Genomic DNA, 2064 nt, shown 5'->3' on the forward strand with positions numbered 1-2064 from the left:
CCGGCGGCGGCACCCGCACCCGTGCGGCCGTCCGGTCCCGCCCCCGAGCGGCCCGCCGTCCGGTCCGCCTCCCCGGAGGCCGCGGCCTCGGTCGCGGCGGTGCTCGCCCAGGGCAAAGCGCCCGGGGCACTGGCGCACCCGACGGCCGCCGTCCTCGGCGAGCAGGCGGCGGAGCTCCTGCGCGAGGACCCGTGGCGGCTGCTGTCCGTGCCCGGCGTACGGCCTGAGCAGGCCGACGGGTTCGCCCGTGCCCTGCTCGGCGCCGGGTGCGGCCCCGACGACGAGCGGCGTACGACCGCCCTGGTGGGCTGGCTGCTGGAGCGGGGGGCCCTGCGGGGCCACACCGCGCTCGACGCCGAGGAGGTCCGGGCGGCGCTCGCCGGGCGCGCGGTGACCGATCCCGGGGCGGCCGTGCGGCACGCCGTCGCCGAGGGGGGTGTCCTGGTCTTCCAGGAGGGCCTGGACCCGGCGGACACGGGGGAGGACGGAAGCGTCCCCGGGGAGGACTCCGGGGAGGAGCCCCAGGAGGCCGGCGGGGACGGGGACGGCCAGGAGCCGGTGACGGTCCTGCTGGGGCTCGACCGGTACGCCCTGGCCGAGGAGGCGCTCGCCGACGGCCTGGCCCGGATCCTCAACTCCGCCGGGAAGGCCGCCGACTGGTCCGAGGCGGCCGCTGCCGCCCCCTCCCCGTCGGCCGCCGAGCTGATCCGTGCGGCCGGGGCGGCCGGGCTGGTCGCCCACAGCGGCGGCGAGAGCGCCCGGGCCGAGCCCGCCGCCCTGATCGCCGCCGCCCGCGGCCTCGGACTGCGGGCCCTGGGGACGGCACACAGCGCCAACGGGGCACGCAGGCTGGCCGGAGCCGTCGGCGACCCGGGGTCCGCCGTCGTCCTGGCCGATCTCCTCTCCGGTGCGGACGGACCCGGGCGGGACGCGGACGGCGCCCTCGCCGTCGACCTGCTGGTGGTGCTGGACGCCCCGCAGATCGACGTGGAGACGGGCGCGATGCTCGTCGAGTCGCTCGCCGACGGCACCCGGCTGGTGTTCAGCGGTGATCCCGGCGTGCTCGGTTCCGCGGGGGCCGGACGGGTCTTCGCGGACGTGCTCGCCGCGCGTGCCTGCCCGGTGGTGGTGTCGCGCACCCCCGACCCCGGGCCCATCGGCGAGCTGGTCTCGGGCGTCGGCGTCGGGGAGCTCAACCAGGTCGACGCACCCGGCCGGGAAGTCGTGATCGTGCCCGTGCGGGACGCCGGCGAGGCGGTCCACCGCACGGTGCAGCTGGTCGCCGACTCGGTGCCGCGAGCCCTCGGCGTACCGCCGTCCGACACCCAGGTCGTCACGGTCGGGCACGGCGGACCGGCCGGTACCACGGCGCTGAACGCGGCGCTGAAGCAGCGGCTCAACCCCGGGCCCGGCCGGTTCGGCGGCTTCGACCCGGGGGACCGGGTGGTGCACGTGCCCGCCCCGGGGAGGGTGGTGCCCGGGACGGTCGTCTCGGCCGACGCCGAGGGCCTGCGCCTGGACTGCTCCGGGACCCCCGTCGTCGTACGCCCGGACCGGGTCGAGTCAGCCGTCCGGCACGGCTGGGCGCTCAGCGCCCACCAGGCCGCCGGGATGCGCTGGCCCGCCGTCGTCGTCGTGCTGCCGGGTGACGCGGCCCCGGGGCTGAGCCGGCCCTGGGTCTACACCGCGTTCAGCCGTGGTGAGCGGCATCTGTCCGTGGTGCACGGCGTGGACCAGGCCCTGCCGCGCGCGGTGGCCGAGATCCCCGTGCAGGAGCGGACCACCAGGCTCCGCTCCCTGCTGGAGGCCCTGCCGGCCCCGGGCGCCACCGAACGGTAGGACCGGTGTGCTCCGCCGGCCCCGGTGCGGTACGACGGACCGCACCGGGGACCCGGCCCCTCGTCTCACGGACCGGGGCCGGGGCGCACGGTGATCAGACGCGGCGCAGAGCGGTGCCGTCCGTGCCGCTCTCCTCCTCGTCGTCGTCGAAGACCGCGCTGACGTCGAAGCGGCACACCACCAGCGAGGGATCCGCGTCCTCGAACGGCTCCCCGAGCCACTCCC

At 78.3% G+C, this 2064-nt stretch carries 1 protein-coding gene; it reads left to right on the forward strand.

Translation table 11 applies throughout. The features are described from left to right. The coding region (locus IH13_RS38300) for a helix-hairpin-helix domain-containing protein (RefSeq protein ID WP_234433379.1) at window positions 1-1839 on the forward strand (1839 nt) is incomplete at its 5' end. Window positions 1840-2064 lie beyond the last annotated feature (225 nt).

The sequence above is a fragment of the Streptomyces sp. NRRL WC-3549 genome (assembly GCF_000721935.1).
Taxonomy (GTDB): domain Bacteria; phylum Actinomycetota; class Actinomycetes; order Streptomycetales; family Streptomycetaceae; genus Streptomyces.